Genomic DNA, 22890 nt, shown 5'->3' on the forward strand with positions numbered 1-22890 from the left:
CAGGGTTTTTAGCACGGAGTCAAAGGCTATGCATCTTTTTTGACGCAGTAATTGCCATAAACATGACAACTTCATCAACACTGCCATGCCGCATGGAGCCTCAGTTATGGGCTCTGCGCCGTGGAACCACGTGAAATTCCACTGACATCGATTAGCGCGGCCATGCCGGCCGCCATCCACTACCGAATGATACCAACTTCCGCCCCACTGCGCTTGATTCTTGCATCGAGCTCGAGCTACCGCAAGGAATTGCTGCAACGCCTGCGCCTGCCTTTCGAGGTGGCCGTGCCCGATCTCGACGAAAGCCCCCTGCCAGGCGAAAGCCCCAGCGCCACGGCCCTGCGCCTGGCGCAAGCGAAGGCGCAGGCCGTGCTCGACCGCTATCCGGGCAGCCTCGTCATCGGCTCCGACCAGGTCGCCACCCTGGACGGCGCGCAGATCGGCAAGCCCGGCAACCACGCCAACGCCCTGCGCCAGCTGCAGACCATGCGCGGACGCCAGACCGTCTTCCATACGGCCCTGTGCCTGCTCGACGGGCGCCACTCGCCCGCCGTGGCGCAGGTGGAAGACGTCCAGACCCTCGTCACCGTGCGCGACTTGCCCGACGCCGAACTGGACGCCTACTTGCGCATCGAGCAGCCGTATGACTGCGCCGGCAGCGCCAAGAATGAAGGCCTGGGCATCGCCCTGCTCGAACGCATCGCCACCACCGACCCCACCGCCCTCACCGGCTTGCCGCTGATCGCCCTGACCGGCATGCTGCGCAAGGCTGGCGTGGCGTTTTTTACTTTTTAATCACCCTGGGGTCAGACCCGACGGGGGAGCGCGCTCGACTGGAGCACGCTCCGATCCCGAAAGAACTGCCCCCGGCCAATACAAAGCTAACAAGATGACCGGCACCCTGTACCTGATCCCCAACCACCTCGGCCTGTCCGACAGCCCCGCCGACCCGCTGGCCCACATCATTCCCGACCAAGTACGGCACATTACGTCGCAGCTCGACTATTTCGTTGCGGAAAACGCCAAGACGGCGCGCGCCTTCCTGAAACTGATCGGCAACCAGCATCCGCTGGCCAAGCCCTTGCAGGAAATCACCATTTCCGAACTCAACGTGAATACCCCTGCGCAAGCGCTGGCCGGCTTGCTGGCGCCGCTGCTGGCGGGACGCGATGCGGGCCTGGTATCGGAAGCGGGCGTGCCCGCCGTGGCCGATCCCGGCGCCGACCTGGTGCGCCTGGCGCATCAGCACTCTATCCGCGTGCGCCCGCTGGTGGGACCATCCTCGATCCTGCTGGCCGTGATGGCCAGCGGCTTGAACGGCCAGAGCTTCGCCTTCAACGGCTACCTGCCCACGGACGCCGCCCAGCGCGCCAAGCGCATCAAGGACCTGGAAAGCCGCTCGCGCAATGAAAGGCAGACCCAGCTCTTCATTGAAACGCCCTACCGCAACGCCGCCATGCTCGAGGCCCTGGTGGCGCACTGCGCGCCGTCGACCCTGATCTGCGTCGCCACCGACCTGAGCCTGGACACGGAAAGCGTGCAGACGTGGAATGGCGGACAGTGGAAGAAACAGCTGGCCGCCGGCAAGGCGCCGGACTTCCACAAGAAACCCACCGTGTTCTTGCTGCTGGGGCAGTAATCCCCCGTCCATAAAAAAACGCCACGGGTACATTCCCGTGGCGTTTTACTTTACCCCACTACGACAGTCACGCCACCGGCTCCCGCGTCATCAGACCCGGCGCGTGCCCGTGTTTTTCTGGCCGCCCTTGCCCGTTTCCAGCACGAACTTGGCGCCATCGTCGCGGCCCAGCACCTTCACCAGGTAGGGCATGACTTCGCGCAGCATCGGTTCCAGCGTGTACGGCGGGTTCAGGATGAACATGCCGCTGCTGTGCAAGCCGAAGCCGTCCGGCGACGGGGTGTTCACCGTCAGGGTCACGTGCAGCCAGTCCGAGCTTGGCAACTGCTTGAGCTTGTCGGCGAACTGGCGCGATTCCATGCGCTGCAGCACCGGGTACCAGACGGCATACATGCCCGACGGGAAGCGCACGAGCGCGTCTGCCAGCGTATCCTTGACCTTGCGGTAATCCATCTTGTCTTCGTATGGCGGATCGATCAGCACCAGCGCGCGGCGCGATGGCGGCGGCAGCAGGGCTTTCAGACTCTGGAAACCGTCGGCCTTGGTGATGATGACGCGCTTGCCGCGCACGGTAGGACGCTCGCCCTGGGCCAGCGCATGCGCCTCGACCTTGCGGAAGTTGTCGGCCAGAATCTTGGCATCGGCCGGATGCAGCTCGAACAGGCGCAAACGGTCTTGCTCGCGGCTCACCTTGTCGGCGCAATATGGCGAACCCGGGTAGTAGCGCATCTTGCCGCTCGGATTCATTTCCTTGATCAGCTTCATGTACTCGGCCAGCGAGGCCGGCAGGTCCGTGCGGCCCCACAGGGGCGCGATGCCCGTTTCGTACTCGGCGTTTTTCGAGGCATAGCCGCCGTCGAGCGCATACACACCCGCGCCGGAGTGGGTATCGATATAACTATAGGCGGTATCTTTTTGATTCAGGTACTGCAACAACTGAATCTGCACATAATGCTTCAACACATCGGCGTGATTACCCGCGTGAAAGGCGTGGCGGTAACTCAACATAAGCTGGCTAATTCCATAATAAAAATAAACAAAGGCGGGAGCGCTGACACCGGGCGGGGCATGAAAACAGACTGGAGGGGGTCAGGCTGCGGGGCCAGGAAACAGCATGGACCAGCGTAATCAGCGCGCAATTACCAGCATTATCCACCAGAAAGGTGCATTGCATCAAAAAACACGGATAAACAAGCCCATGCATTCCCGGGACTGCGGCGGCCGGGCGCGGTAGAATACGCGCATCGGGCGCCCCGCGCCCATCGCCCTACTGAATAGATACCGCCATGCACAGCCTGACCCTGACGACCGATAACCGCGCCGATGTCGCGGCAGCCATTGCCGGCCCGCGCTGGACGGTGGCCTGCCTGTGTGCGCTGTGGTGCGGCACCTGCGGCACCTACCGCGCCACGTTCGAGGAACTGGCCGCGCGCCACCCGGACGCGGTTTTCGTCTGGATCGACATCGAAGACCAGGCCGACGTGGTGGGCGACCTCGACATCGAAAACTTCCCCACCCTGCTGATCCAGCACGCGGACAACGTCGCCTTCTTCGGCACCGTGCTGCCCGACGGCGGCCTGGCGCACCGCATGGTGCAGGCCCAGCAGGCGCTCGGCGCCGAGGAGCTGGTGCGGCTGTCGACCAGCACGCAGGAGCGCCGCGACTGGCAGCGCGATTGCAACTTGCGCAACATGCTGGCCGCCACCCTCGACCAATAAACTCATCCCAGGCGCAGCGGCAGGCTGCGCAGCCGTTTCCCCGTCAGGCTGAACACGGCGCTGGCCACGGCTGGCGCGATGGGCGGCGTGCCCGGCTCGCCCACGCCCTCGGGATGTCCGGCGCTGGCGATGATGACGGTTTCCACCACCGGCGTCTGGCCCATGCGCAGCACGGGATAGTCGTGGAAGTTGCTCTGCTCGACTTTCCCCTCCTTGAAGGTGATCTCGCCGCCCAGCGCCGCCGACAGGCCGAACAGCACGGCCGACTCCATCTGCTGGGCGATGATGTTCGGATTGACGGCGATGCCGCAATCGATGGCGCACACCACGCGCTGCACGCGGATTTCGCCGCTTTCCACGGACACCTGCGCCACTTGCGCGACGATGCTGCCGAACGACTGGTGCAAGGCCACGCCGTGCGCATGGCCCGGCGGCGGCGTGCCCGCCTTCGCCACCGCCGCGTCGAGCACGGCCAGGTGGCGCGAATGCTGCGCCAGCATGGCGCGGCGGAAGGCGACGCCATCCTGCCCCGCCGCATGCGCCAGCTCGTCGATGAAGCCTTCCTTGAAGAACGCGTTGTGCGAGTGGCCCACCGAGCGCCAGTAACCGATGGGCACGCTGCTGTCGGCGATCACGTGGGCGACGCGCTGGTTGGCGATTTCATACGGCATGTCGAATTCGCCTTCGGCCGTGGTCTTGTCCGGCCCCGCTCCCGGCAAGCCGAAATTGCGCTGCAAGAACTGGTGCGTGATGGAGCCGCTGACGGATTTATTGTCCCAGGACGCGATGCGGCCCTGCGCATCGAGGCGGGCAGAAAAGCGCGCCAGCGCGGCGGGACGGTACATATCGTGCTTTGTATCCTGCTCGCGCGTCCACACCAGCTGCACGGGGGCGCCGTCGCACTGCAGCGCGATGGCCACGGCTTGCGCGACCATGTCCACTTCCAGACGGCGGCCGAAACCGCCGCCGAGCAGCAGCACCTCGATCGCCACGTCCTTTGCATCGACGCCGGCCACCTTCGCCGCCACGTCGACGGCGATGCCGGGCGCCTGGGTCGAGACCCACAGCATGACCTTGCCGCCTGTTACTTGCGCGGTGCAGTTGACGGGTTCCATGGCCGCATGGGCAAGGAACGGGGCGCGATACTCGGCGCTGACCTGGCGCAAGCCCTGCAGGGCTTGCGCCTCCACGTCGCCGCTGCTGTAATACGCGTGGCCCGCTTCGCCATCCAACAGGCGGGCAAACTCCGCATACACGTCGGCGCTGGACAAATTCGATTGCGGGCCGGCGCGCCACTGCGTGGGCAGGCTTGCCGCCGCCTGCCTGGCGCGCCACCAGGTATCGGCCACCACGGCGGCGCACGAGACGCTGCGCTGCGCCAGCTGCGGCGTCAGGTCCACCACCTTTTTCACGCCGGGCATGGCCAGCACGGGCGCCGCATCGAACGAGGCAAGCGTGTCGCCCAGGCGCGGCGGCAGGTGCAGGGCCGCGTACAGCATGCCGGGCGGACGCGCATCGATGCCGAAACGCGCGCTGCCATTGACTTTGGCCGGCGTGTCGCGGCGCGGCGCGGGCTGGCCGATCAGCTTGAAATCCGTAGGGGATTTGAGCACAGGAGCGCCCGGATCGATGGCCGCGGCGCGCTGCGCCAGGCTGGCGTAGCTGGCGCGCCGGCCGTCCGGGTGCATGACTTCGCCATCCTGGGTGCGGCACTGCGCGGCCGGCACTTGCCACTGCGCGGCGGCGGCCTGCAGCAGCATGGCGCGCGCGCATGCGCCGGCCTCGCGCATGGGGCCCCAGCCATCCTTCACGCTCGACGAGCCGCCCGTGACGATCACGCCCAGCTCGCGCGCGGCCTTGGCCACCGTCCATTGCGCCAGGGCCTTCACGCGGCCGTGGTCATCCGGATGGAAGGGCAAGCCGTCCGCGAGCATGGCGACATTGCCGAAGATTTTATCCATGGGCGCCTGGATCAGCCTGACGCTGGCCAGGGGCACGTCGAGTTCCTCGGCCACCAGCATCGGCAGGGCCGTATGCACGCCCTGCCCCATTTCGCTGCGCGGCATGGCCAGGAGGACGCTGCCGTCGGCTTGAATGGCCAGCCAGCCGTTCAGCGCCACGGCGCCATCGGCCACGGGCAGCGGCGCGCCGCCATGCAGGCGCTGGCGCGGCGGCAGCACGCCCCAGCCCAGCACCAGGGCGCCCACGCCGGCCACGCCGAGACCCAGGCCACCGAGCAGGAAACGGCGACGCGAGGTGTTTTTTTCTGCGGCCATGGCATACCCTTCATATTAGTTAATTGTCGATCCAGCGCTCCAGCATATCTTGCGCCAGCACCGGACGGCTATAGAAATAACCCTGCGCCAGCTTGCAGCCGTGGCGCAGCAGGAACGCCGCCTGCTCTTCCGTCTCCACGCCTTCGGCGATGACCGACAATTGCATGCTCTTGCCCAGCTGGATGATGGCAATCGCGATGGCCTCGTCGTTGACGTCCGTCGAGATATCCTTGATGAAGGAGCGGTCGATCTTCAAGGTTTGCACGGGCAGCTGCTTCAGGTAGGCCAGCGAGGAATAGCCGGTGCCGAAATCGTCGATGGCCAGGCCCACGCCGATGGCGTGCAAGTCGTTGATGAAGCCCAGCGCGTCGCCCGTGTTCATGATCACCGACTCCGTCACTTCCAGCTGCAGCCGCTGCGGCTCCAGCCCCGTTTCCTTCAAAATATCGGCCACCATGCCGGCGATGCTGCCCCGCTCGAACTGTTTCACGGACAGGTTCACGGCCATCTTCGGCACGCGCAAACCCTGCGCCTGCCAGCGCATCATCTGGCGGCAGGCTTCGTCCAGCACCCATTTGCCCAGCTGATTGATGAAGCCGCTGTCCTCGGCCAGGGGAATGAAGCGGGCCGGCGGCACCAGGCCCAGTTCCGGGTGGTTCCAGCGCACCAGCGCTTCCACGCCCACCAGGCGGCCCGTGTCGATTTCCACCTGCGGCTGGTAATTCAGGAAGATCTCGTTCTTCTCGATCGAGCGGCGCAAGAAGGTTTCCAGGCGCAGCCGCTCGACGCCCTCGCCCGTCATCGACGGCGCATAGAAGCGGTAGCCATTGCGCCCGCGCGCCTTGGCCTGGTACATGGCCACGTCGGCGTTCCGGATCAGCATGTTCAAGTCCAGCGCATCGTCCGGATACAGGCTGATGCCCACGCTGCAGGTGACGAACAGTTCGTGGTCGGCCACGGTGAACGGCTGCTCGAACATGGTCACCAGCTTTTCCGCCACCTGCGTGGCGCCATATTCGCCGTCGATGCGTTCGAGCAGCACGATGAACTCGTCGCCGCCCAGGCGCGCCAGGGTATCGCCTTCGCGCAGGCGCGCCGTCAGCTGGCCCGCCACCTTTTGCAGCAATTCGTCGCCCACATGGTGGCCCAGGGTATCGTTGACGTTCTTGAAGCGGTCCAGGTCGATGAACAGGATGGCCAGCTGCTCCTGGTCGCGCGCGGCGCGCAGCAAGGCGTGCTGCAGGCGGTCGTGGAACAGCAGCCGGTTCGGCAGCGCCGTCAGCGGATCGTGGTGCGCCATGTGGTCGAGCTTTTCCTGCGACTCCTTGATCAGGGTGATGTCGCTGAACACGCCCACGTAATGCGTGGTGCCGGCGCGCGTATCGCGCACGGCGCTGATGGTCAGCCATTCCAGATACACTTCGCCGTTCTTGCGCTGGTTCCATATCTCGCCGCGCCAGAAGCCGGAAACGGCCAGCTCTTCCCACAAGGCCGCGTAAAACGCCGCGTCGTGGCGTGCCGAGCGCGTCAGCGACGCATGCCGGCCCAGCGCCTCCGCCTCGCTGTAGCCCGTGATCTGCGTGAAGGCGGGGTTGATGGTGACGATGATGCCGTCCGCATCGACCACCATCACGCCGTCGGCGATGTGTTCCAGCACGGTGGCCGACAGGCGCAGTTTTTCCTCGGCTTCCTTGCGCGCCGTGATGTCGGCGTACACCCAGATGCTGCCTTCGTTCGGCCGCTGCGGATCGAGCGCGCAGCCGCTGACGAGAGCCCAGAACAGGCTGCCGTCGCGGCGCTTGTACTGGCGCTCCTCGCTGAAATCGCCGCCCGCCGCCAGGGCGGGATACTGGCGCTCGCCCGCCTCCTCGAAGTCGTAGGGATTGGTAAACACGATGGCCGTCGACTTGCCCATCATGTCGCCGGGGCCGTAACCGAACAGATCTTCGCAGCGGCGGTTGACGGAAATGATGCGCCGGTGGCGCACGAACATCACGCCGAACATGACGTTGTCGAGAATCGCGCTCTGCTCGGTCAGCAGCGCCTCGATGCGCATTTCGTGGTGCTTGCGCTGGCTGATGTCGGCGATGATGCCGTCGACCCAGGTCACGCCGTGCTCGCCCGCCTGCGGCTGGCCATTTTCGGCCACCCAGCGCTCGGTGCCGAAGGCGTCGATGATGCGGTATTCCAGCGCGTAGGGCTGCACGTCGTGCACGGCCTGCTTGACGGCGCGGCGGTGCTCGCGGCGGTCTTCCGGACAAATCAGGTCGGCCCAGGCATGCGTGGTGCCGCGCATGAACTGGCGCGCCGAATAGCCGGCGATTTCCTCGATGGCATCGCTGACGAAGTCGATGGGGCCGTCGGGCCGGTAGCGGAAGACGGCGCCCGGCACCTGCGTGACGATGGTGCGGAAGCGTTCCTCGCGCTGGCCCACGTCCTCGAACAGCTGGCGGATGGCGGCGCGCATCTGCTCGAGCTGGGCGGCCAGGCGGCCCAGCTCGTCATTGCTGCCCGACACCAGGCGCGTGTCGAAATCGCCATGCGAGAGGCGGTCGGAAAAGCGCATCAGGCGGCGCAGGGGCTTGAGCAGGCGGCGGTTCAGGAACAGCACGATCAGCGCCATCGACACGGCCAGCTGCGCGCCCAGCACGAAAATATACGACACCTGCTTTTCGCGCAGTTCCTGCTGGCTGCGCGCATCGTCCATCTCGACCACCACGTGGCCGATGCGTTCGCCGCGCACGAGGATGTCGCGCTCGGCCCGGTACAGATTGCCGACGGGGCGCTGCGGCGCCTGCAGGCTGATGAATTCCGTGTCGCCCTGCCCCACCACCTTGACCAGCAGCACGGCGCGGTCGCGCATCACCGATTCGACAAGCGAATGGGCCGACTCCGCGTTCATGTTCCACAGCGATTCCTGCATGCCCAGCGCCAGGATGTCTGCATTGCGCTGCAGCGCCTCGTTCAGGCTGGTGCGCGCCGATTGGCGCTCGTGCACGCCGACCAGCAGGTAGCTGCCGATGATGGCGGGAATGACCAGGCCGCCAAACACCACCAGCAGCAGGGCGCCATAGATCGACGAGCCATACAGGGCGCTCAGGCTGGCGCGCAGGCGTTGATAGGGGGAGTTAGACATGCGGCAACAGGGCAACAGGGATCTGGCGAGCGATCATCGAGCTTTACAGGGGAATCTGGGTGACGGGGCGGGAAGAAACTTTTTCAAGAGCAATTATGCATGGAAAAAGCGGGGAAAGTCACCAATAAACACACGCGGACAGTGACGTCATGTCATATAGACAGGGCTGAAAAACCACACGCCGGCCGGCGCGCGGCGAAGGCGCCAGCAGAAAAGCGCGCGGCTTGCTATCATCGCGCCACTTCACCTAGAGGAACCACCATGACCTTCTCCATCTATTCCGCATCGATCCCCGTCTTCAAACAGATCCTGGGCAGCCTGGCCGCCATCCTGGACAAGGCTGAAACGCACGTGCAAGACAAGAAAATCGACCCGAACGCCCTGCTGCAATTCCGCCTGTTCCCGGACATGCTGCCGTTCGTGCGCCAGATCCAGATCGCCACCGACTTCGCCAAGGGCTGCGGCGCGCGCCTGGCCGGCGTGGCCGTGCCCCCTTATGAAGATAGCGAGCAGAGCTTTGCTGAACTGAAGGCGCGCATCGTGAAAACCATCGCCTTCCTGGAAAGCCTGCCGCAGGCGGACATCGACGGCAGCGAAACGCGCGCCATCACCACCGGCAGCGGCGAAAAGACCAAGCACTTCACGGGCCAGACCTATCTGTTCCACTACGCGCTGCCGCACTTCTTCTTCCACGCCACGACGGCCTACGACATCCTGCGCCACAATGGCATTGAAGTGGGCAAAAAGGATTTCATCGGCAGCTTCTGAAACGCATAAGCAAATCTACTGCGCGGCGCGCTTTGCGGCCTGCGATGCTCGCCGTACTTGAGTACGGCTGCGCTTCTTAGCCGCCAATCATCGCCGCTCGCTACGATTTGCTTCAGCGTCGACGCAATGGAGCAATGCAATACGCTATAGCGTCGCTATTAAGTATTCCGGCGCGGATACCCCTGCGCCAGAATCCGCACCCACACCACTTCCTTCTCTTCATCCGTCATCGATACCCAGTGGGCCACTTCCACCACGCTGCGGCCGCAGCCGCGGCAGATTTCATCGAAGGTGGTCGAGCACACGGCCACGCAGGGCGTGTCGGGACGCAGCGGCAGTTCCTTGTCAGCCATCAGGATACCTTCGGCAAGCCGAGTTTTTCCCAGCCTTCGATGCCCAGCTTTTCCAGGGTGGCGATATTCTTGTCGAAAATCTCGGACGCTTCCGGGAAGGCGTCGACGGCGCGCTCGATGCTGTCTTCGCGCAGCAGGTGCAAAGTGGGGCATGGCGAACGGTTGGTGTAGTTGCTGATGTCGTCCTCGAACGTCTCGGCAAACTGGTAGTGCGGGTGGAAACTGGCAACCTGCAATTCGCCGGCCAGGTGCATGTCTTCCACGGCCGCGTCGGCCACATCGAGGAACTCGTTGTAGTCGAGGAAATCGTTCAAGGTGTATGGATGAATCAGCAGAGTCGTGTCGATCTGCTCGGGGTCCGTATCGGCAAGGATTTGCAGTTCGTCCATCAGCAGCGCCAGCAGGTCTTCCGGGTTGCTCGATTCGCACACCACATAACGGATCTGCTTCTTGACGTGCACGGCCTTGGCGAACGGGCACAGGTTCAGGCCGATCACGGCCTTTTCCAGCCAGGCAACGGTATTGGCGATGATGACGGCGTTGTCGTCGTCGTGGCGCGGCGGGGTGTTCATATTCGTGCTCTCTATCTATCGGTAACGTGGCCGGCGCCTGGATGGCCGGCCCACCCCAAATTGTACGCACTCTTTGCGCAGTCTCATACCCGGCGTCCGCCAGCCTTGCGCCAGGGTCGGTGCCATGTATGCTATAACAGCGGCCGAATCACGCAAATGGCAAATTAAATTTGTAATAATTGCACCATTAGCGAATGGAAACTTAGCTATTTCCCCCTATGTGCTGTCATCATGCTGACATAATTCTTGACTCCGGCATGTGGATATACGTACACTCGCACCTTAATCATGGGTCTGTCCGATGTTTCCTCGACGACAACAATGGAACACTATGCACGAAAACTCCTTTAAATCTACCGTCCTGGCGGCGTTGGCCCTGGCGCTTGCGCCCGCCCTCAGCCAGGCGTACGAAGCCGGTGTTGAGAGCGATAACGCGCCAGTCGCCGCCACTACACCCGCCCTGATCCCGATGACTCCCCAAGTCACGGCGAAACTCCCCACCCTCGACAACCGCCTGCAAAAGACCGACCGTCTGCTGAAAAATCTCAGCGACAATTCCGATCCGCTGCGCGAAGCCGACGTCTGGGGCCGCATCCGCAGCGGTTATGCGATTCCTGACATCAACAACCAGCTGGTGGCCAACCACGTCAACTGGTATGCCACCCGCCCCGACTACATTGCCCGCACGACGGCGCGCGCCTCGCGCTACATTTTCCACGTGGTGCAGGAACTGGAAAAGCGCGGCATGCCGACGGAGCTGGCCTTGCTGCCGTTCATCGAGTCCGCCTTCAACCCGCAGGCGTTCTCCAGCGCCAATGCAGCCGGCATGTGGCAATTCGTGCCCGCCACCGGACGCGACTTCAACCTCAAGCAGAATATGTTCAAGGACGAGCGCCGCGGCGTGCTGGCGTCGACCGATGCGGCCCTGACGTATCTGCAGCGCCTGTATGACATGTTTGGCGACTGGCAACTGGCCCTGGCCGCCTACAACTGGGGCGAAGGCTCCGTGCAGCGCGCCATCAAGAAAAACCAGGCGCTGGGCAAGCCCACCGATTTCGAAAGCCTGGCCGACCTGATGCCGGCCGAAACGCGCAATTACGTGCCGAAACTGCAAGCGGTGAAAAACATCATCGCTAATCCGGCCCAGTACGGCCTGACCCTGCCCGTGGTCGACAACCAGCCCTACTTTACGGCCATCGACAAGACCAGCGACATCGACATCACCGTCGCCGCCCAGCTGGCCGAACTGTCGATGGATGAATTCAAGGCCTTGAATCCGCAATTCAATCGCCCCGTCATCATCGGCGGCGAAAAGACCAAGATTCTGCTGCCGCAGGAAAACGCCGCCAAGTTCACCACCAACCTGGCGCAATGGGGCCATGCCTTGTCGAGCTGGACCACGCACAAGATCACGAATGCGCGTGAACGCATCGAAACCCTGGCGTCGAAATTCGGCACCACGGCCGACGTGCTGCGCCAGGCCAATAACATTCCCCAGCGCACCCGCCTGCGCGCCGGCTCCACCATCCTCGTGCCGAAAACCTCGGCCACGATGAACAAGGATATCACCCAGGAAATCGCCGACAGCGCCACCATGCTGCTGGAAGCGGATCGTCCCGAGCGGGCCGCCAAGGCCGTGCGCCGCGTCGCCAAGGGCGGCAAGGTGCAGGCCGCGCCTATTTCCCTGGTGAAGCCGCGCATCCAGCGCGGCGGCGGCAACAGCCGTGCCAAGGCCCGCCATTGAGTACACCGGACCTAAGCTGCCGCGCGTCGTGAGTAGCAGCCTGCGATGCTCACCGTGCTGCAGTACGGTAGCGCTGCTCGACTGCCACTCACTTCCGCTGGCGACGCGTCTGCCAGGCGTTCTCAGACGTCGCAACCCGTCCAGCTGCTGACCCCACCGGCCGCCACAGCTTAGCTGTCGCGGCCGGTTGTACATCCGCCGCACTCGCCCACCACCCAGACAGGAGTCGTCATGGCTTTCTTGCAAGGCAAAAAAATCCTCATCACGGGCTTGCTGTCGAACCGCTCGATTGCCTACGGCATCGCCAAGGCTTGCCACCGCGAAGGCGCGAGCCTGGCCTTTACGTATGTGGGCGAGCGCTTCAAGGAACGCATTACGGAATTCGCGGCGGAATTTGGCAGCGACCTGGTGTTCGACTGCGATGTGTCCAGCGACGAACAGATCAGCGCCGTCTTCAGCGGCCTGGCGCAGCACTGGGAACACCTCGATGGCCTCGTGCACGCCATCGGCTTCGCCCCGCGCGACGCCATCGCCGGCGACTTCCTCGACGGCTTGTCGCGCGACAGTTTCCGCATCGCCCACGATATTTCCGCCTACAGCTTTCCTGCCATGGCCAAGGCCGCCCTGCCCCTGCTGCATCCGGGCGCGTCGGTGCTGACCCTGACGTACCTGGGCGCCGTGCGTGCCGTGCCTTACTACAACACCATGGGCCTGGCCAAGGCGTCGCTGGAAGCGTCCGTGCGCTACCTGGCCGAATCGCTGGGCCCGCGCGGCATCCGCGCCAACGGCATCTCCGCCGGCCCCATCAAGACCCTGGCCGCTTCCGGCATCAAGGACTTCAGCAAGCTGCTGGGCTTTGTTGCCGAGCACGCTCCCCTGCGCCGCAACGTCACCATCGAAGAAGTGGGCAACACGGCAGCCTTTTTGCTGTCCGACCTGGCCTCGGGCATCACGGGGGAAATTACCTACGTCGATGGCGGCTTTTCGCAAGTGATGGCCGTCAATCCCGAAGTCGAGTGAGGCGGAGATGGCCGATATTCTGCGGTTGTCACTTGACAGCCGACTAATATCGCCCTTCATTGAAGGCATCGCATGGCGCGCTTCCCGCCCCCGGAGAAAGACATCGAAGCGGCATTGCGCCACGCGCGAAGCAGGCTCTGCCAGCGCAGCGCTGCTGAGCGCCGTGGCCGGCGTGAACGCCATCGTGCCCCACATCCGCCTGGTCGAGGCCGCGCCACACAGTCGCGGGCCTGACGGACGTGGGGCAAGTGCCGGGCCTGTCCCGGCAAAACCTGCACAAGCTGATGAACAAAAACCGCCACAGCTTCCCCGCGCCCGCGCATGCAGGCGGCGCCACCATCTGGCACCTGGCCGACGTGTTGTCGTGGCTGCATGTCAAGGGCGTCTGCCGGCTGGAACGCAGCCTGATCGACGTGGCGCAAGCGGCCCGGCACATCAACGGCCCGGGAAGCGGCGCAAGCGCCCCCGCTGCCCGCCGACAGCGCCGCCATGCCTGACTGACTGGCGGAAAACTACGTATTCTTACTGATTTCACATAGGAAACCTGTTCAAAACGTGGTAGGACTTGCGGTTCATCCCATTTAGACAGTGCAAAATGTCGGCAAATACGGTATAGTGTCGTTGTGCGCTGCAATATGTTCCCTTGAAGCGATGGCAACACCGCAGTTACATGCACTACAAACTTAGCAGCTTCGCAAGCCTTAGCGCATCCACAGGATGCCGCTTATAAAGCCCTCCCGCCTTGTGTGTCGCACCTGACACCGTCCCGGCGCAAAGCTTTTGTGCCGAAATTTCTTTCTAGTTGAGTCATTTCGTTTTGGTTGGCGTTGCTATTTTGCGTTCTGCTTTTTGCAAGAACGCTGATTTTCACGAAAGAAAAAGAATGACATTTGAATCCTTAGGCCTGCATCCGTCCATCCTCGCCGCTCTGACCGAATCGGGCTACACCGCGCCAACCGCGGTACAGTCGCAAGCGATTCCAGCCGCGATCGAAGGCCGTGACCTGCTGGTCTCGTCGCAGACCGGTTCGGGCAAGACCGCAGCGTTCATGCTGCCGTCGCTGCACAAACTGGCCAGCGCCGAACAAAGCGCCGCCGGCAAGACGCCAAACCAGGAAATGCAAGCATCGCGCGCCCGCGGCGAGCGTCCACGCTTCAAGGCTGCCCAGCCAAAAATGCTGGTGCTGACGCCAACGCGCGAACTGGCCCTGCAAGTGACCACCAACACCGACAAGTACAGCACCGGCATCCGCCGCATCAAGGCTGTGTCGATCCTGGGCGGCATGCCTTACCCTAAACAGATGCAATTGCTGGCCAAGAATCCCGAGATTCTGGTCGCCACGCCTGGCCGCCTGATCGACCACATGGATTCGGGCAAGATCGACTTCTCGCAACTGGAAATCCTGGTGCTGGACGAAGCCGACCGCATGCTGGACATGGGTTTCATCGACGATATCGAAAAGATCGTGGAAGCAACGCCGGAAGGCCGTCAAACCATGCTGTTCTCGGCAACCCTGGATGGCGTGGTCGGCAACATGGCCCGTCGCATCACGAAAAACCCGCTGGTCATCCAAGTGGCAAGCTCGAGCAACAAGCACGAGAACATCACGCAGCGCGTGCACTTCGTCGACGATCTGTCGCACAAGAATCGCCTGCTGGACCACCTGCTGCGCGACGAAACGCTGGACCAGGCTGTGGTATTCACCGCCACCAAGCGTGACGCCGACACCATCGCCGACCGCCTGAACATCGCCGGTTTCTCGGCTGCCGCCCTGCACGGCGACATGCACCAGGGCGCGCGCAACCGCACCCTGGACGGCATGCGCCGCGGCCAGGTCAAGGTGCTGGTTGCCACCGACGTTGCCGCCCGCGGCATCGACGTGCCAACGATCACCCACGTGTTCAACTACGATCTGCCGAAGTTCCCGGAAGACTACGTCCACCGCATCGGCCGTACCGGCCGCGCTGGCCGCAATGGCCTGGCCATCTCGCTGGTGAACCACGCAGAAGGCATGAACGTCAAGCGCATCGAACGCTTCACCAAGCAATTGATCCCGGTCAATGTCATCGAAGGTTTCGAGCCAAAGAAAACGGCATCGGCACCACGTTCGAGCGCCCGTCCAGGCGGCTGGAAACCAGGCGACAACCGCGGCGGCGCGAAACCAGGCCAACGCACGTTCAGCAAGCCAGGCGCACCACGTAAAGACGGCGCGCCAAGCACCGGCGGCGGCTACAAGGGTTCCAACCCGCGCAGCACCGACGGCGCACGCCGCAGCTACGGCGACCGTTAATCACGGTTTAGCATTGCCTCTAAGCATGCAATGAAAAACGGCCACCAGATCGCTCTGGTGGCCGTTTTTTCATGTCCGGCACATTTACTTCTTCGACACCTTCTGGCGCGACAGCTTGCGCAGCTTGGCCTGCTCGAAGCGCACCTGCTGCTCCGGCGTCTCCAGCGCCAGCGGCGGCACGGCCACCGGCTTGCGGTTGGCATCCACCGCCACCATGGTGAAGTAGCAGCTGTTCGCGTGGCGCACCAGGCGCTGCTGGATGTTTTCCGTCACCACGCGGATCCCCACTTCCATCGACGTCGTGCCCGTGTAATTGATCGAGGCGAGGAACGTCACCAGTTCGCCCACGTGGATCGGCTGCAGGAACATCACCTGGTCCACCGACAGGGTCACCACGTAACTGCCGGAATAGCGGCTGGCGCAGGCATAGGCGACGCTGTCGAGGTATTTCAGGATGGTGCCGCCGTGCACGTTACCGGAAAAGTTGGCCATATCGGGCGTCATCAAGACCGTCATCGTCAGTTCGTGGGCCGACCAGTTCATCGCGCTGTCCAAAGTGTTCTCCAAAGGGGAAATAATAAAAAGGGGAGGATGTGAAAACCGGCCCCAGGGGCCGGTTGCGGGACTTACAGGCCCAGGGTATCGATGTCGGCCAGCGAGTCGCGGCCCTTGTCGGAAATGTCGTGCCCCTCGCCTTCGGCGCGCGCCACGATGTGGGCTTTCTTGCCCAGGAAGTAAGCCACGTCCGTATCCAGCTTGGTCAGCGGATCGGCCGCCACGGCGCGCAAGCCCATGATGCAGCGGCGCAGGAACAGCATCTGCTGCGCCTTCTCGGTGATGGACAGACGGCCATCGCGGGCGTAGCTGAGCAGCTTCAGCCCGGACAGGCGCTTGGCATTGCGGGCAACGCAAGCGCTGGGGCGCTCGGTCTTGATGCCGCGTGCAACTTGCTCCAGCGCGTCATATTCATCGGTCGTTAATTTCTCGTTCTTCATTACTTTTCCATAAAAGGCCAGGTGTTCGGCCCCCATGGTACGCGCCCCGCTGCGCATCGGCAACAGGCAACGTGATTCAGTCGCCGCCCGCCCCACGGACGGCGCGCTGAAATGACGCCGGGATGGCGCTTATTTGTAGCTGCGCAGCAGCAGCCAGGCCAGGCCGCAACCGGCCACGGCGCCTGCCAGCGCCAGCGCCACCAGGTTCTTGCTGGTGATCACAGGGCGACGGCCCAGGTAAATTTTGTTATGCAAGGAATTGCCCATGATGGTCTCCTGTACAAGAATTTTTATGATGTCTCATTATAAGAACAGAATCGTGACGGCCGCATGACACACAGCAGTTAGCCTTTGATTTGTATCCAAGGGGCAACATTTATTGGCATTTTTGTTGTTTATATGGCGTGACGAGTCCGCCGCACGCTTATTCATTTCCGACCAGAAATAAAGCGCACGCACGGCAGCGGCGCGGCCCGCAGCACCGCGCAAGCACTCATGCAGATCCGGCGCTCACGCCATTTTCACGGGCGGCGACGGCGGCGTTGGCTCCTCGACCGGCACGGGATCGATGTGCGGCGGCGGTTCGGGCGGCGGCGCCAAGGGATCGCCTTCCGGTGGCGGCGGAATATCGGGTTCGGGCGTGCTGTGCGCACGCAGCAGGGTGTGATGGGATGCGAGTTGCATGGTGACCTCCTTTGCCCCACTGTAGCCGATACGGACAAATCCTGGCGCCCGCCAGTGGCGCGATGCCGCGGGAACCAAACGGGCGGTTGCCACTCCAACTTCGCAAGCCTCCATTCACCAGGAGCCGCAGCTACTCCTTCATCCGCGAGCCCATGGCGCGTAAAAAGATTCTGTTCATGGCCGAGGCCGTAACCTTGGCCCATGTCGGTCGTCCCCTGAGTCTGGCGCAAGGCCTGGACGAGGAGGCGTACGAGGTGCATTTCGCCTGCGCCGACGGCTACGACTTTTGTTTCAAGCAGATCGCCTTCCGGCGCTGGCGCATCGACAGCATAAGCTCGCTGCAATTCCTGCAAGCCCTGGCCGGCGGCAAACCTGTCTACACGGAAAGTACTTTACAGGGCTACGTGGAAGACGACTTGCGTCTGCTCAAAGCCGTCCAGCCCGACCTCGTGATCGGCGACTTCCGCCTGTCGCTTTCCGTCAGCGCGCGCCTGCAGCGCATTCCCTACATCACCGTCAGCAATGCCTACTGGAGTCCCTACGTGCGCCAGCATTACACGGTGCCCGACCTGCCCCTGACGGGCGTGCTGCCCATCTGGCTGGCCAATCCACTGTTCCGCCTGATCCGTCCGCTGGCCTTTGCCTCCCACGCCGTGCCCTTGAACCGCGTGCGCCGCCGCCATGGCCTGCCGTCGCTGGGGAGCGACCTGCGCCGCACCTACACGGATGCCGACCGCACCTTGTATGCCGACATTCCGCTGCTGTTTCCACCGCACGCCATGCCTCCCACGCACGACTACCTGGGCGCCGTCATCTGGGCCCCGCCGCTCGACTTGCCGGACTGGTGGCAGCGCCCGGAACTGAGCAGTGGGCGGCCCATCGTGTACGTCACCCTGGGCAGTTCCGGCCAGGGCCAGTTGCTGCCGCGCGTGCTGCGCGCGCTGGCGCCGCTGCCCGTCACCGTGCTGGCCGCCACGGCGGGCACCATCCGCGTCGATGCCGTGCCGCCGAATGCCTTTGTCGCCCCCTTCCTGCCCGGCGATGCGGCCGCGCGGCGCGCCAGCCTGGTCATTTGCAATGGCGGCAGCCCCACCAGCCAGCAGGCGCTGACGGCAGGCGTGCCCGTGATCGGCATCGCCGGCAATCTCGACCAGTTCCTCAACATGCACGGCATCGTGGGCGCCGGTGCCGGCGTGCTGCTGCGCGCCGACCGCTTCCAGGAAACCGCCCTGCGCCACGCCGCCACGCGCATGCTGGACGATGGCCAGACGCGGCTGGCTGCACGGCAACTGGCCGTCGCCTTGCGCGACTATCAGCCTGCGCCACGCTTGCTGGCGCATGTCGACGCTCTGCTGGGTCCGCTTCTGCCTGGCAACGCACGTTGACCAGCCAGCGTCGGCATTTCTTACAGCATGCCGCGCAAACCCTGCATTACGTCAACAAAAGCACGCCAAGTCCTTGATTTTAAAAGCACCTCATGCGTTGGCATGGAAGTCGCTTAGTACTGGCCATGAGCACCTGCCCACAGGACTCAGGCAAGACTTCCTGTCCCATTCAACCACGAGGTAAGCAAAATGAAACTGTCTCATTTGAAACTGATCCCGGCGGCTGCGGCACTGGCCATGCTGTGCGCGGCCGGTAGCGCCCAGGCGGGCGCCTACGGCTATTCCTACAACAACATCTTCGGCCTGCAAATCGGCGTGCCCACGGGCCAGATCACGGTAGCCAACAGCACCACCATCTCGCGCAGCACGGCGACCCTGAATGGCGTGAGCGTCATCAACGGCGGCGCCGGTTCGCTCGACGCGCCGCGCGCCAACGTCGGCGCCGTCACCAAGGGCGAGAACGACTTCACGCAGCAAGGCCCGTCGGGCAACTACTCGCGCGGCGATGCGCAGATCGTCAGCACGCAGTTCCCCTCGTTCCCCACCGGCTCCACTTCCACGCAGGCCGTCAACGTGGCCGAGGCCCACCTCGACGGCCCCGCCGGCACGGCGGACGCCTCCGGACGCAACGGTTCGACGACGGGCTTTTCCGTCGATTTCATCGTCGGCTCGCCCACGGCGACACTGAGCTTTGACTTCCTGGCCTCGCCGTTCATGCAAGTCTTCCTGCAAAGCACGGTCGGCCAGCTGTCCACGGCGACGGCCAACCTGGTGGTCACCTTCACCATCACCGATGCCAATGGCGCGACCGTCTTCAACTGGACGCCCGATGGCGTGATCGGCTCCGGCATCTTCGGTGGCACGGAAGCGGCCGATGGTGCCAATCTGAACACCAGCCTGGCAACCAACTTCCTGACGCGCGGCAACCTGTTCACCTATGACCCTTCCGGCTGCGGCACCCCCACGGGTACGGGCGTGGGCACGGGTTGCGGCAGCAACTTCAGCGCCGTCAGCAATGCTTTGACGGCGGGCAACTACACCTTGACCTTGAACGCGGTGGAAAGCGTGGATCTGGTGAAACAGGCGGCCACGCCGGAACCCGGCACCCTGGCCTTGCTGGGCCTGGGCCTGGCGGGACTCGGCTATGCCCGTCGCCGCAAGGTCATCAACTGAAGCAGGCAACAGGGGGGTATTCACAGGCGAGGAGAATTTCCTCGCCTTTTTTATGCTGCCATCCTGTCGGTTTTCCTTACAGCGCGGCCACCGTCCGCCAGCGTGCGATGGCCGCGCCAACCCGCCAGGAGAAAGGAATTTCATGACGCATTTTTCTTGCACCCGTCTCGCAGCGGCGCTGCTGTCCATGCTGCTGACATGCGGCGGCGCCCATGCCGCCGCCTACGGTTACTCCTACACCAGCGTCTATGGCCTGGTCATCAGCAATCCCTCGGGCTCCACCACCTTGCTGAGCAACATCGACCTGTCGCGCACCACCGCCACCCTGAACGGCAGCAGCGTCATCCACGGCGGCAGCAACGAGATCGACGCAGCGCAAGCGACGCGGGGCGCCGTTACCAAAGGGCAAAATGATTTCACGCCACAAGGCCTCGGCAATGCCTCGTACGCGCGCGGCGATGCGCAGATCGTTACCTCGCAAATCCCCCCCTTCCCTCCCGGCTCGACCAGCACGCACACGGTCAATATGGCGGAAACTTACCTGGCGGGCGGCGGCAGCGCCGACGCGTCGGGACGCAATGGCTCCAACACGGCCATGGCCGTCAATTTCGTCGTCGGCGAACCGGGCGCCACCCTGGCCTTCAATTTCCAGGCCCTGCCCTTCATGCGGCTGTACCTCGATGCCGTCGCCAGCACGGGTTCGGCGGCCAGCACGAACATGGCGCTGACCTTCAGCATCATCGATGAACATGGCCAGATCGTCTTCAACTGGGCGCCTGATGGCATACTCGGCTCCAACATTCTGGGCGGCACCGAACTGGCCGACGACGCCAGCCTGAACACGGGCTACGCGCAAACCCCACTCACCAGCGGCAGCGTGTTCACCTACGACCCCAGCGGCTGCGGCGCGCCGACGGGCACGGGCATCGGCACGACGTGCGGCGGCCAATATGGCGCCGTCACCGACACCCTGGCGGCCGGCAGCTACACCCTGGTGTTGAACATGCTCAACAGCTCCGAGCTGGCCTACGTGCCCATCGATACGCCGATGCCGCTGCCGGGCACCCTGGCCCTGCTGGCGGCGGGCCTGGCCATGCTGGCGCTGGCGACGCGCCGGCAATATCGTTGATGCGCGCTAGTCATGGCTGCGCGGCTGGCGCGACGATCAAGTCCGCCAGCGGACGGCGCAGCGAACGGGCCTGCGCCGCCGGCCCGGCGCCTATCCGGCCGAGAAACACGGCCCGGTCGAACGCCGCCGCCCCCAGCACGCCCTGGCATTGCACGGCCAGCTCCTGGGCCAGCTCCTGCATGCCGTCCGTGCGCGAAAAGGCCCGCCGTTCGCGCACATAGCGGGCAAAGATCAGCGGCGTCAGCTCCGGCTGCATTTGCAGGCCCAGCTGCGTGGCCGTCAGCCAGAAGCGCTGCATGGCGCGCCCGGCCGCCACGTAGTCATCCGTGTGGCGCGGCGGGGCATCGGCCAGCAGGACGAAATGCGCGGCGCAGGACAGGCCGGGCAGCAAGTCCATCTGCAGCCGGGGCGCCACGGTGCCCGCCAGCCAGGTATTGAAAAAATCCACGCGGCGCCAGCTTTGCATGACCCAGCGCATCAATCGCGCCGTCATCGGGTCCACGCCCAGTGCCTGGTCCGGAATGCGGTCGGCACTGTAGCGCGCGCCCCACTCGATCACGTCGCGGTGCACCTTGTGTGCTTCGGGCATGGTCAGGCGCAGCCGGGCATTGTCGAACATCAGGCGCGCGCAGGCCAGGCGCGCGCGCCAGCCTTCGAACCATTGCACCTGGTAGCCTGGCGGCAGGCAGTCCGCCAGCGCGGCCTTTTCGCTGGCGCGCAACTGGCGCGTGCTGAGCCGGCGGCGCTGCACGCTGCGGCGCGGCAGGAAGGCCGCCAGCGCATCGGGCAGCATGCCGGGGCTGTCGACCAAATGCACGTCGAAGGTGGGCAAGGTGTCGGGCATGGCCGTGCGCCGCCGCGCTTGCATGCGCAAGCCGTGGCTGCTGGCCGCCAGCGCCAGGCTTTCCAGCAAGGCACCGAGCGACAGCTGGCTGGGATGGCCGTCGAGGTCATATACGCAATGGCTGCGCGTATCGAAGCCATGCACGACGACATGGCGCGCATCGACGATTTCAAAACGCCACGGCTGCGTGTTGTCGCCGCTGGGCGCCCAGCGCGCCTGGTCGAGGATGTTTTCCAGTACGGGATCGATGTGCGGTGCCTGGCCCATTCATTTCCCCTGCGCGGCGCGGCGCCGCTTGATGATGGCCATCGTCAGCCGTTGCAGCGGATGGCGGTTGCCGCCGGGACGCCATGTATGCACGAGCTTGTTGCGGTAGGCATCGAAGTGCATGCCATGCGGTGCCGCCATCACCTTGCCACGTTTTAACAGTATCTTCAGCGCCTCGGTGGCGGCCACGCCCGCGCACAACTGGCAGCCCATGATGGTCGACGGCCCGCGCCGCTCCTTCAGGTTGATGGCGGACGGATCGACGAGATACGGGCCGTGCAGGCCGGCCGGCGCCAGTCCGACGAGGAAGCGCAGGGCTTTTTCTTCCTCGGGCAAGTCGCCCCAGCCAAAGTATTGCTCGAACGTCATGCCGCCCGGCATGAAATTGAGCACGGCCGTGCCCATGCCCAGGGGCGCGGCCGTGATGGCGGGAATGCCCAGGCGCGCGCAGCGGGCGAAGGTGGCCTGGCGCGCGGGAAAGGCGAAGAAATCCAGGCCGTCCACGTACAGGTCGACGCCGTCGAAAAACTCGGCCAGGTTACTGTCGTGTACGCCGTCGGGAAATAGCCGGATGTCCAGTTCGGGATTGATATCACGCGCCATCTGCGCCAGCACGGCCGCCTTGGGCTGGCCCAGCGTGGACACCATGGCACCCGCCTGGCGGTTGAAATTGGCGATATCGAAAGTATCGAAATCGGCGATGTGAAACGCGCCGATGCCCAGCCGGGCCAGGGTCAGCAAATGCACGCCGCCCACGCCGCCCATGCCGGCGATGGCCACGCGCTTGCCGCGCAAGCTGTCCTGCTCCGCCTGCGTGACCCAGCCCAGGTTGCGGGCGAATGCCGCGTGATAGGAAAAACCGTCTGTCATGCTCACCTCGTCTATGCGTCCCTTGCG

22 protein-coding genes are annotated in these 22890 nt (G+C 64.1%); 11 read left to right on the forward strand and 11 right to left on the reverse strand.

All coding sequences use genetic code 11. The features are described 5' to 3' along the window. Positions 1-186: 186 nt before the first annotated feature. Entirely contained in the window at positions 187-795 is a 609-nt protein-coding gene (locus tag ACZ92H_RS07060) for a Maf-like protein (protein ID WP_465048800.1), read from the forward strand. A 94-nt stretch (positions 796-889) separates the two neighbouring features. Further along, positions 890-1639, forward strand: a complete 750-nt coding sequence (locus ACZ92H_RS07065) for an SAM-dependent methyltransferase (protein WP_465048801.1) — start codon at positions 890-892, stop codon at positions 1637-1639. Positions 1640-1729: 90 nt separating this feature from the next. Here ACZ92H_RS07065 and ACZ92H_RS07070 read toward each other — a convergent pair whose 3' ends face one another. Beyond that, complete coding sequence (locus ACZ92H_RS07070; protein WP_465048802.1) at positions 1730-2647, reverse strand: 23S rRNA (adenine(2030)-N(6))-methyltransferase RlmJ; 918 nt, start codon at positions 2645-2647, stop codon at positions 1730-1732. Positions 2648-2925: 278 nt separating this feature from the next. Between ACZ92H_RS07070 and ACZ92H_RS07075 the strand changes: the two genes are divergently transcribed. Next, complete coding sequence (locus tag ACZ92H_RS07075) at positions 2926-3357, forward strand: thioredoxin family protein (RefSeq protein WP_131372935.1); 432 nt, start codon at positions 2926-2928, stop codon at positions 3355-3357. A 2-nt stretch (positions 3358-3359) separates the two neighbouring features. On the opposite strand, the gene ACZ92H_RS07080 is transcribed toward ACZ92H_RS07075, so the two are convergent. Together ACZ92H_RS07080 and ACZ92H_RS07085 are read right to left on the reverse strand one after the other, a co-directional pair. Then, complete coding sequence (locus ACZ92H_RS07080; protein ID WP_465048803.1) at positions 3360-5633, reverse strand: xanthine dehydrogenase family protein molybdopterin-binding subunit; 2274 nt, start codon at positions 5631-5633, stop codon at positions 3360-3362. Positions 5634-5652: 19 nt separating this feature from the next. After that, positions 5653-8769 carry an EAL domain-containing protein gene (locus ACZ92H_RS07085; RefSeq protein ID WP_131372934.1) on the reverse strand — a complete coding sequence of 1039 codons (3117 nt, stop codon included), beginning with the start codon at positions 8767-8769 and terminating at the stop codon, positions 5653-5655. Between the two features lie 261 nt (positions 8770-9030). On the opposite strand from ACZ92H_RS07085, the gene ACZ92H_RS07090 reads away from it, so the two are divergent. After that, positions 9031-9537, forward strand: a complete 507-nt coding sequence (locus tag ACZ92H_RS07090) for a DUF1993 domain-containing protein (RefSeq protein ID WP_131372933.1) — start codon at positions 9031-9033, stop codon at positions 9535-9537. A 158-nt stretch (positions 9538-9695) separates the two neighbouring features. Here ACZ92H_RS07090 and ACZ92H_RS07095 read toward each other — a convergent pair whose 3' ends face one another. Both ACZ92H_RS07095 and ACZ92H_RS07100 read right to left on the reverse strand, forming a co-directional pair. Further along, positions 9696-9890 (reverse strand): DUF1289 domain-containing protein, encoded by a 195-nt coding sequence (locus ACZ92H_RS07095; protein ID WP_131372932.1) that lies wholly within the window; start codon positions 9888-9890, stop codon positions 9696-9698. Continuing rightward, positions 9890-10462, reverse strand: a complete 573-nt coding sequence (locus tag ACZ92H_RS07100) for a DUF1415 domain-containing protein (protein ID WP_465048804.1) — start codon at positions 10460-10462, stop codon at positions 9890-9892. Before ACZ92H_RS07100 ends, ACZ92H_RS07095 begins: the two co-directional genes overlap by 1 nt. A gap of 331 nt (positions 10463-10793) precedes the next feature. On the opposite strand from ACZ92H_RS07100, the gene ACZ92H_RS07105 reads away from it, so the two are divergent. The 4 genes from ACZ92H_RS07105 to ACZ92H_RS07120 all read left to right on the forward strand — a co-directional run bounded on the left by ACZ92H_RS07105 (position 10794) and on the right by ACZ92H_RS07120 (position 15516). After that, positions 10794-12206 carry a transglycosylase SLT domain-containing protein gene (locus ACZ92H_RS07105; protein ID WP_131372930.1) on the forward strand — a complete coding sequence of 471 codons (1413 nt, stop codon included), beginning with the start codon at positions 10794-10796 and terminating at the stop codon, positions 12204-12206. Positions 12207-12437: 231 nt separating this feature from the next. After that, a complete protein-coding gene (gene fabI, locus ACZ92H_RS07110; RefSeq protein ID WP_131372929.1) occupies positions 12438-13226 on the forward strand; it encodes an enoyl-ACP reductase FabI in 789 nt (262 codons plus the stop codon). A 284-nt stretch (positions 13227-13510) separates the two neighbouring features. Continuing rightward, positions 13511-13723: a hypothetical protein gene (locus ACZ92H_RS07115; protein ID WP_465048805.1), complete on the forward strand. Its 213-nt coding sequence runs from the start codon at positions 13511-13513 to the stop codon at positions 13721-13723. 386 nt (positions 13724-14109) lie between these two features. Next, entirely contained in the window at positions 14110-15516 is a 1407-nt protein-coding gene (locus tag ACZ92H_RS07120) for a DEAD/DEAH box helicase (RefSeq protein ID WP_071322891.1), read from the forward strand. 84 nt (positions 15517-15600) lie between these two features. Here the strand turns inward: ACZ92H_RS07120 and ACZ92H_RS07125 are convergent, their stop codons facing one another. The 4 genes from ACZ92H_RS07125 to ACZ92H_RS07140 form a co-directional block, all read right to left on the reverse strand. Next, positions 15601-16059, reverse strand: a complete 459-nt coding sequence (locus ACZ92H_RS07125; RefSeq protein WP_071326331.1) for an acyl-CoA thioesterase — start codon at positions 16057-16059, stop codon at positions 15601-15603. 83 nt (positions 16060-16142) lie between these two features. Beyond that, positions 16143-16511: a hypothetical protein gene (locus ACZ92H_RS07130; RefSeq protein ID WP_131372926.1), complete on the reverse strand. Its 369-nt coding sequence runs from the start codon at positions 16509-16511 to the stop codon at positions 16143-16145. Between the two features lie 129 nt (positions 16512-16640). Next, on the reverse strand, positions 16641-16778 hold the full coding sequence (locus ACZ92H_RS07135; protein WP_180979422.1) for a hypothetical protein: 138 nt from the start codon (positions 16776-16778) through the stop codon (positions 16641-16643). A 243-nt stretch (positions 16779-17021) separates the two neighbouring features. Then, complete coding sequence (locus ACZ92H_RS07140; protein WP_465048807.1) at positions 17022-17195, reverse strand: hypothetical protein; 174 nt, start codon at positions 17193-17195, stop codon at positions 17022-17024. Between the two features lie 176 nt (positions 17196-17371). Between ACZ92H_RS07140 and ACZ92H_RS07145 the strand changes: the two genes are divergently transcribed. The 3 genes from ACZ92H_RS07145 to ACZ92H_RS07155 all read left to right on the forward strand — a co-directional run bounded on the left by ACZ92H_RS07145 (position 17372) and on the right by ACZ92H_RS07155 (position 20882). Next, positions 17372-18580 (forward strand): nucleotide disphospho-sugar-binding domain-containing protein, encoded by a 1209-nt coding sequence (locus ACZ92H_RS07145; RefSeq protein ID WP_465048808.1) that lies wholly within the window; start codon positions 17372-17374, stop codon positions 18578-18580. A 189-nt stretch (positions 18581-18769) separates the two neighbouring features. After that, entirely contained in the window at positions 18770-19753 is a 984-nt protein-coding gene (locus tag ACZ92H_RS07150) for an EDSAP-1 family PEP-CTERM protein (protein WP_131372924.1), read from the forward strand. 142 nt (positions 19754-19895) lie between these two features. Continuing rightward, a complete protein-coding gene (locus ACZ92H_RS07155) occupies positions 19896-20882 on the forward strand; it encodes an EDSAP-1 family PEP-CTERM protein (protein WP_131372923.1) in 987 nt (328 codons plus the stop codon). Between the two features lie 10 nt (positions 20883-20892). Here the strand turns inward: ACZ92H_RS07155 and ACZ92H_RS07160 are convergent, their stop codons facing one another. Both ACZ92H_RS07160 and ACZ92H_RS07165 read right to left on the reverse strand, forming a co-directional pair. Then, on the reverse strand, positions 20893-21993 hold the full coding sequence (locus ACZ92H_RS07160) for a nitroreductase family protein (RefSeq protein WP_131372922.1): 1101 nt from the start codon (positions 21991-21993) through the stop codon (positions 20893-20895). Next, complete coding sequence (locus tag ACZ92H_RS07165; protein WP_131372921.1) at positions 21994-22863, reverse strand: ThiF family adenylyltransferase; 870 nt, start codon at positions 22861-22863, stop codon at positions 21994-21996. Positions 22864-22890 lie beyond the last annotated feature (27 nt).

Source organism: Janthinobacterium foliorum, assembly GCF_978021625.1.